This window comes from Taklimakanibacter deserti, from assembly GCA_003574785.1.
Map to the genome: position 1 here is coordinate 45449 of QORU01000028.1, position 7777 is coordinate 53225.

The window sequence follows — 7777 nt, forward strand, 5'->3', positions numbered from 1 at the left end:
ATGAACTCTGGGCACAGGTTTCAACTCTGATATTTTCCAAATCACTCTTTGGCCCACGATGTCAAGAGAAAGAAAAGGTCCCCTATGCGGAACAGCGACAGAGTCACGACGTCTGGCCGGAACGATCGCCGCCGATCGAGATCGTCCGCTTAAGCTCAGGCCCGAGCGGGCCGATGGCCGCGGGCTGCGTTTTCCCCCGCAGCACGGCGACATCATAGAGCTCGCTCACCACGCCCTCCATGGTCAGGGAATGGACGACGCTGCCGGATTTCGTGTCGATGAAATAGAGGCCGCAGCGCGGCTCCATCTTGCGGTCGGCGAGCTGCTGATCGAGCGCCAGACCGGAGAAGGTCTTGTTGTCGCGCGGCTTGGACAGGCCGACGACCGCGATATCGCCGATGAAATCGAGGCCGCGCAAATAGCCGGGGCAGAAGCACAGCGCCTCGAACCGGCCGGCGGCCAGATCGACCGTCCCCAATTCCCCGGTGCCGGAATTGAGCAGCCATAGTTTGCCGCCATGCCAGCGCGGCGAATGCGGCATGGAGAGGCCCGAACAGACGACCTCGCCCGATGCCACGTCGATGACGATGCCGCCATTCTGGCGCTGGTCGCGCCAGCCATCGAAGGTATCGCTCCTGGCCACCGCCGTCACGAAAGCGGGCTTGCCGTCCTTGAGCGCCAGGCCGTTGAGATGGCAGCGGTCCTCGGCGGCGAGCCTGGTGATGAAGGACGGCTGCCACACGGGCACGAAGCTGTGGGTGGCGCTCGGCCGCGCGAGGCCGTTGAACAAGGTGTTGACGAACAAGGGGATGCCGTCGGGCAGGAGGGCGAGATCGTGAATGTCGAGATCGCCCGTGAAGAAACTCATCTGCGGGACATAGAGCGCGTCGTGGCCTTCGCTGCTGCGCTGGCCCGGCTCCATCGCATCGACGAATTTGAAGATCTGGGTGTCGGCCGTGGCCCAGAGCTCGTTGCCCTTCACGGCGAGGCCGAGGCAGCGGCCGATATTGCGGTTGAAGACCCAGAGCTGCCCGTCGGCCTTCACCCCGAACATCAGGAGCTTGCCGACCTGGTAGGTGGTGACGGCGAGGCTTGCCTTGTGCTGCTTGAGCCAGGCGGCGAAACCGCGCGAGGCATTGACGGCGAAAATGGGATCGCCTTTCGCCACGGTATCTACCGTCTGCCGGTCGTCGCTCACGGATGCAGGTTGGAGCTTTCTGTCACTCACGCGAGAATCCCGGCGCTGTTGATGTCGGTGTCGATGATAAGCTGGGCCTGGCCGTTCTGGAAGACGGTGTAGCTGTTGGCGCCGATGGTGACGGTGCCGGTGCTGGCCCAGCCGCTGTCAAGGGTCGCGACGCTGTCGCTCGCATCGCCGTGAATGGTGAAGCCGGTGAGGCCGCCCTGGGTGTCGTCCGAAAGGTCGAACACGTCGAGCGCATTCAGCATCAGGCTGTTGTTGCCGCCGGCGCCGAGATCGATCGCCTCGATGCTCGACACCCTGGCCGGCAAGATGGCCGAGAAGTCGAACGTGTCATTGGCGCTGTCGATGCGGAGCGTGTCGAAGCCGGCGCCGCCGTCGATATCGGCGAAGTCCGTGCCGGTGATGGCGAGAATGTCATCGCCGGCCCCACCGCGCAGCACGTCGGCACCGCCGCCGCCCGTCAGGGTGTCATTGCCGAGACCGCCGATGAGCATCTCCGCAGCAATGCCGCCAGTTGTTGTGACGGGCGTCGAGCCGAGGCCAAGTGCCCCGCCGAGCACCACATAAGCCTCGCCGGCGTTGGTGCCGCCATCATCGCCAAAGTACGCCCCGACGATCAGGTCGTCGAAGCCGTCGTTATTGACATCGCCCGCGGAGGACACGCTGAAGCCCGCCTGGTCATTTGCCGTATCGCCCTGGATGATGAAGCCCTGGGCAGCGGTGAGGGTGGTTAGATCGACGGTGCCGAAGCCGGATGCCTTGCCGAACACCACATAGGCCTCGCCGGCATCGGTGCCGCCATCATCGCCACCGGCCGCCCCGACGATCAGGTCGTCGAAGCCGTCGCCATTTACATCGCCCGCCGAGGACACGCCGTAGCCCGCCCGGTCATTTGCCGCATCGCCCTGGATGATGAAGCCCTGGGCGGACGTGAGGCCGGTCAGATCGATGGTGCCGAAGCCCGACGCCTTGCCGAACACCACATAGGCCTCACCCGCCTCGCTGCCGCCATCATCGCCAAATAGCGCCCCCACGATCAGGTCGTCGAGACCGTCGCCATTGACATCGCCCGCAGAGGACACGCTGATGCCCGCCTGGTCACCCGCCGCATCGCCCTGGATGATGAAACCCTCGGCGGCGGTGAGGCTGCCGAGATCGACGGTGCCGAAGCTCGACGCCTTGCCGAACACCACATAGGCCTCGCCGGCCGAGTTGCCGCCATCGTCGCCATGGGTCGCCCCGACGATCAGATCGTCGAAACCGTCGCCATTGACGTCGCCGGCCGATGACACGCTGTTGCCCGCCAGGTCAGTCGCCGCATCGCCCTGGATGATGAAGCCCTGGGCAGCGGTGAGGCCGGTGAGATCGACGGTGCCGAAGCCCGACGCCTTGCCGAACACCACATAGGCCTCGCCGGCATCGGTGCCGCCGTCGTCGCCAAAGAACGCTCCGACGATCAGGTCGTCGAAGCCGTCGCCATTGACGTCGCCCGCCGAAGACACGCTGATGCCCGCCAGGTCAGTCGCCGCATCGCCCTGGATGATAAAGCCCTGGGCAGCGGTGAGGCCGGTGAGATCGACGGTGCCGAAGCCCACCGCCTTGCCGAACACCACATAGGCCTCGCCGGCATCGGTGCCGCCATCGTCGCCACGGAATGCCCCGGTGATCAAGTCATCGAAGCCGTCGCCATTGACATCGCCCGCCGAGGACACGCTCCATCCCGAATAGTCTGCCGCCATATCGCCCTGGATGATGAAGCCCTGGGCAGCGGTGAGGCCGGTGAGATCGACGGTGCTGAAGCCCGCCGCCTTGCCGAACACCACATAGGCTTCGCCGGCATTGGTGCCGCCATCATCGCCAAGGGGCGCTCCGACGATCAGGTCGTCGAAGCCGTCGCCATTGACATCGCCCGCCGAGGACACGCTCCATCCCGCCCGGTCATCCGTCGCGTCGCCCTGGATGACGAAGCCTTGCGAAGCAGGCAGGCCCGAGAGATCGATGGTGCGCGCGAAATTCGCCGTCACGCCGTTCTCGACGCGAAGTTCGGCCGCGCCGTTGGCGTAGCGCTCGAAGGTCACGCCGCCATCGCTGATGCTCCCCTGATAGAACCAGCCTGCATCGGCAACATCGACTACATCGCCGGCATTGCCCAGTACGGTCAGAACACCTGTGCCGTCGGTTCTCTCCTCGGTGATGTCGAGGACGCTGAGCTTGTCGACAGTCAGCGTGTTGTTGCCGCTCCCGGTGAGGTCGATCTTCTCGATGGAGGTGATCTCGGCCGGAAGGGTCGCCGCCAGGTCGAGCGACAGGCCGGCACCATCGAGGCGCAGCGTGTCGATACCGGTGCCACCATCGACATCGGCAAAGCTCAGATCCGAGACGCCCAATACATCACTGCCGGCCCCACCGCGCAGCACGTCGGCACCGCCGCCGCCCGTCAGGGTGTCATCGCCGAGACCGCCGATGAGCATTTCGGAGGCGGTCGTGCCGGCTGTGGTGACGGGTGTCGAGCCATGGCCGAAAGCGCCTCCGAGCACCACATAGGCCTCGCCGGCGTTGGTGCCGCCATCATCGCCAAATCGTGCTCCGACGATCAGGTCATCGAAACCATCGCGATTGACGTCGCCGGCCGACGAAACGCTAATGCCTGCATGGTCATTGTCCACATCACCCTGAATGATGAAGCCTTGGGCCGAGGTGAGGCTGGTAAGATCGATCGTGCCGAAGCCCGATGCCTTGCCGAAGACCACATAGGCCTCGCCCGCATAAGCGCCCCCGCCATCACCGTAAGGCACGCCGACGATCACGTCATCGAAGCCATCGCCATTGACGTCACCCGCCGAGGAGACACTGGCGCCCGCGAAGTCACCCGCCTCATCGCCCTGGATGATGAAGCCCTGGCTCGCGGTGAGGGCGGAAAGGTCTATCGTGCCAAAGCCGGACGCCTTGCCGAAAACCACATAGGCCTCGCCGGCGTCGGCGCCGCCGTCGTCACCCAGTCGTGCTCCGACGATCAGATCGTCAAAGCCATCACCATTGACATCACCGGCCGAGGATACCGAGTAACCCGCCTGGTCACCCGCCGCATCGCCCTGGATGATGAAGCCCTGGGCGACGGAGAGGCCGGTGAGATCGACGTTCACCGGGCTTGCCCCCCCGAACACCACATAGGCCTCGCCGGCGTAGTTGCCGCCGTCATCGCCCCCGTGTGCCCCGACGATCAGATCGTCGAAGCCGTCGCCATTGACGTCACCCGCCGAGGAGACTCTCACGCCGGCCTGGTCCAAAGAGACATCACCCTGGATGACGAAACCCGCGGCAGGGGCCAGGCTGGCAAGATCAATCGTGCCGAAGCCCGAAGACTTGCCGAAAATCACATAGGCCTCGCCGGCATAGAAGCCACCACCGTTGCCATGAGGCGCCCCGACGATCAGGTCATCGAAACCGTCGCCATTGACATCGCCCGCCTCAGAGACGCTAAAGCCCGCCCAGTCATTGGACGCGTCACCCTGGATTATGAAACCCTGGCCTGAGGTGAGGCCGGTCAGGTCAATCGTGCCAAAGCCGGTCCCCTTGCCGAACACGACATAGGCCTCGCCCGCATTGCTCCCGCCGTCATCGCCAAGCCATGCCCCGACGATCACGTCATCGAAGCCATCGCCATTGACGTCACCCGCCGAGGAGACGCTCCAGCCCGCCTCGTCACCAGCGACATCGCCCTGGATTATGAACCCTTCGGCAGAGGCGAGGCTGGAAAGATCAATCGTGCCAAAACCCGAGGCCTTGCCGAAAACCACATAGGCTTCGCCGGCATCGGTGCCACCATCGTCACCCAACCGCGCTCCGACAATCACATCGTCGAAGCCATCGCCATTGACGTCACCCGCAGAGGATACCGAGAATCCCGCGTGGTCAACGGCGGTATCGCCCTGGATGATGAAGCTGAGATTGCTGGAAATACCGGTGAGATCGATAGTCCGCGCAAAGTTCGCCGTTACGCCATTCTCGATCCTGAGCTCGGCCGCGCCATTCACGTAGCGCTCGAAGCTAACGCCGCCATCGCTAATGCCGCCCTGATAGAACCATCCGCTGTCGGCGACATTGACGCTATCGCCACTGTTGCCACGCACGGTCAGGATTGCAGTGCCGCTGCTTCTTTCCTCCGTTATGTCGAGCACGCCGAGCTTGTCCACCGTCAGCGTGTTGTCGCCGCTGCCGGCGAGGTCGATCGTCTCGATGGAGGTGACCTCGGCCGGAAGGGTAGTCGACAAATCGAGCGCCAAGCTGGCGCCGTCGAGGCGCAGAGTGTCGATGCCGGTGCCACCGTCGACATCGGCGAAACTAAGATCCGAAACACCGAGAATGTCATTTCCAGCGCCACCGCGCAGAACATCGGCGCCGCCCCCGCCCGTCAGCGTGTCGTTCCCGAGACCGCCGATGAGCATTTCCGCGGCGACCGTGCCGGTCGTGATGACCGGCGTCGAGTCAAGGCCGAAGGCGCCGCCCAGCACCACATAGGCCTCGCCGGCATTACCACCGCCGTTGTCGCCATACCGCGCGCCGACGATCAGGTCGTCGAAACCGTCGCCATTGACATCGCCCGCAGAAGACACGCTGAAGCCCGCCCGGTCAAAGGCCGCATCGCCCTGGATGATGATGCCCTGGGTGGCGGTGAGGCTGGCGAGATCGACGGTGCCGAAGCCCGACCCCTTGCCGAACACCACATAGGCCTCGCCGGCATCATAGCCGCCGTCATTGCCAAAGGGCGCCCCGACGATCAGGTCGTCGAAACCGTCGCCATTGACATCGCCCGCCGAGGACACGCTCCAGCCCGCCCTGTCATCGGCCGCATCGCCCTGGATGATGAAGCCCTGGGCGCCGGTCAGGGCGGCGAGATCGACGGTGCCGAAGCCCGATCCCATGCCGAACACCACATAGGCCTCGCCGGCATTATAGTCGCCATCATCGCCACGATACGCCCCGACGATCAGATCGTCGAAACCGTCGCCATTGACATCGCCCGCCGAAGACACGCTGAAGCTCGCTTGGTCATATGCCGCATCGCCCTGTATGATAAAGCCCTGGGCGGCGGTAAGGCTGGTGAGATCGACGGTGCCGAAGCCCGACGCCTTGCCGAACACCACATATGCCTCGCCGGCATCGGTGGCGCCATCGTCGCCAAAGGGTGCCCCGACAATCAGGTCGTCGAACCCGTCGCCATTGACATCACCCGCCGAAGATACGCTCCTGCCTGCCAGGTCATTTGCCGCATCGCCCTGGATGATGAAGCCCTGGGTGGCGGTGAGGGTCGTGAGATCGACGGTGCCGAGGCCCGACGCCTTGCCGAACACGACATAGGCCTCGCCGGCCAAGTTGCCGCCATCATCGCCAAAGGGTGCCCCGACGATCAAGTCGTCGAAGCCGTCGCCATTGACATCGCCCGCCGAGGACACGCTCCAGCCCGCCCGGTCAGATGCAACATCGCCCTGGATGATGAAGCCCTGGGTGGCGGTAAGGCTGGTGAGATCGACGATGCCGAAGCCCGACGCCTTGCCGAACACCACATAGGCCTCTCCGGCATAGCCGCCGCCATCATCGCCATAAGGTGCCCCGACGATCAGGTCGTCGAAACCGTCGCCATTGACATCGCCCGCAGAAGACACGCTGAAGCCCGCATAGTCATTTGCCGCATCGCCCTGGATGATGAAACCCTGGGAAGCGGTCAGGCCGGCGAGATCGACGGTGCCGAAGCCCGACGCGTTGCCGAACACCACATAGGCCTCGCCGGCATTATAGCCGCCATCATCGCCAAGCAGCGCCCCGACGATCAGGTCGTCGAAACCGTCGCCATTGACATCGCCCGCCGAAGACACGCTCCCGCCTGCGAAGTCACCCGCTGCATCGCCCTGGATGATAAAGCCCTGCGTATGCGATAAGGTGCTCAAGTCGATGATTGTTGAATTCTCTACAGTGTAGCTCTGGCTGTCGTTGGCGGTGGTGCTGTTGCCGGCGGTGTCGTTGGTGGTGACGCTGGCATCGACCGTGACGTCCTCGTCTGCCACAAGCGCCGAGCCCGGCACATCGATGCTGAAGCCGCCGCCCGAGACAGGGCCGGTATAGGTCGCGCCGTTGATCGTCAGAGTGACCGTATCGCCGTCCTGGACATCGCCACCCACCGTGCCGGTCACGGCAACCGTGCCGCCAACCTCAGCCGCATTGACGATGTTGTCGGCGGTGATCGGCGCCAGGGTAATCGAGGCCGGAGGCGGCGTCGTGTCGACGCTGTAGATCTGGGTGTCATTCGCCGTGGTGCTGTTGCCGGCTATGTCCGTAGTGGTGACGCTGGCATCGACGGTCACGTTGTCGTCCGCAGCCAGGGCCGAGCCCGGCACATCGATGCTGAAAGCGCCGCTCGAAACAGGACCGGTATAGGTCGCGCCGTTGATCGTCAGCGTGACGGTGTCGCCGTCCTGGACGTCGCCACCCACCGTGCCGGTGACGGCCACCGTGCCGCCGGCTTCCGCCGCATTGACGATGTTGTCGGCGGTGATCGCATCAAGCGTAATCGAGGCC

2 protein-coding genes are annotated in these 7777 nt (G+C 64.4%); both read right to left on the bottom strand.

Annotated elements, in window-relative coordinates:
* Nucleotides 1-103 precede the first annotated feature (103 nt).
* The gene (locus tag DS839_RS34955) at nt 104-1228 is read right to left on the bottom strand and encodes a TIGR03032 family protein (RefSeq protein ID WP_368912097.1); all 1125 of its coding nucleotides are present in this window, start codon (nt 1226-1228) and stop codon (nt 104-106) included.
* A partial coding sequence (locus DS839_RS34960) for an Ig-like domain-containing protein (RefSeq protein WP_368912098.1) occupies nt 1225-7777 on the bottom strand: 6553 nt, incomplete at its 5' end. The genes DS839_RS34955 and DS839_RS34960, both read right to left, overlap by 4 nt.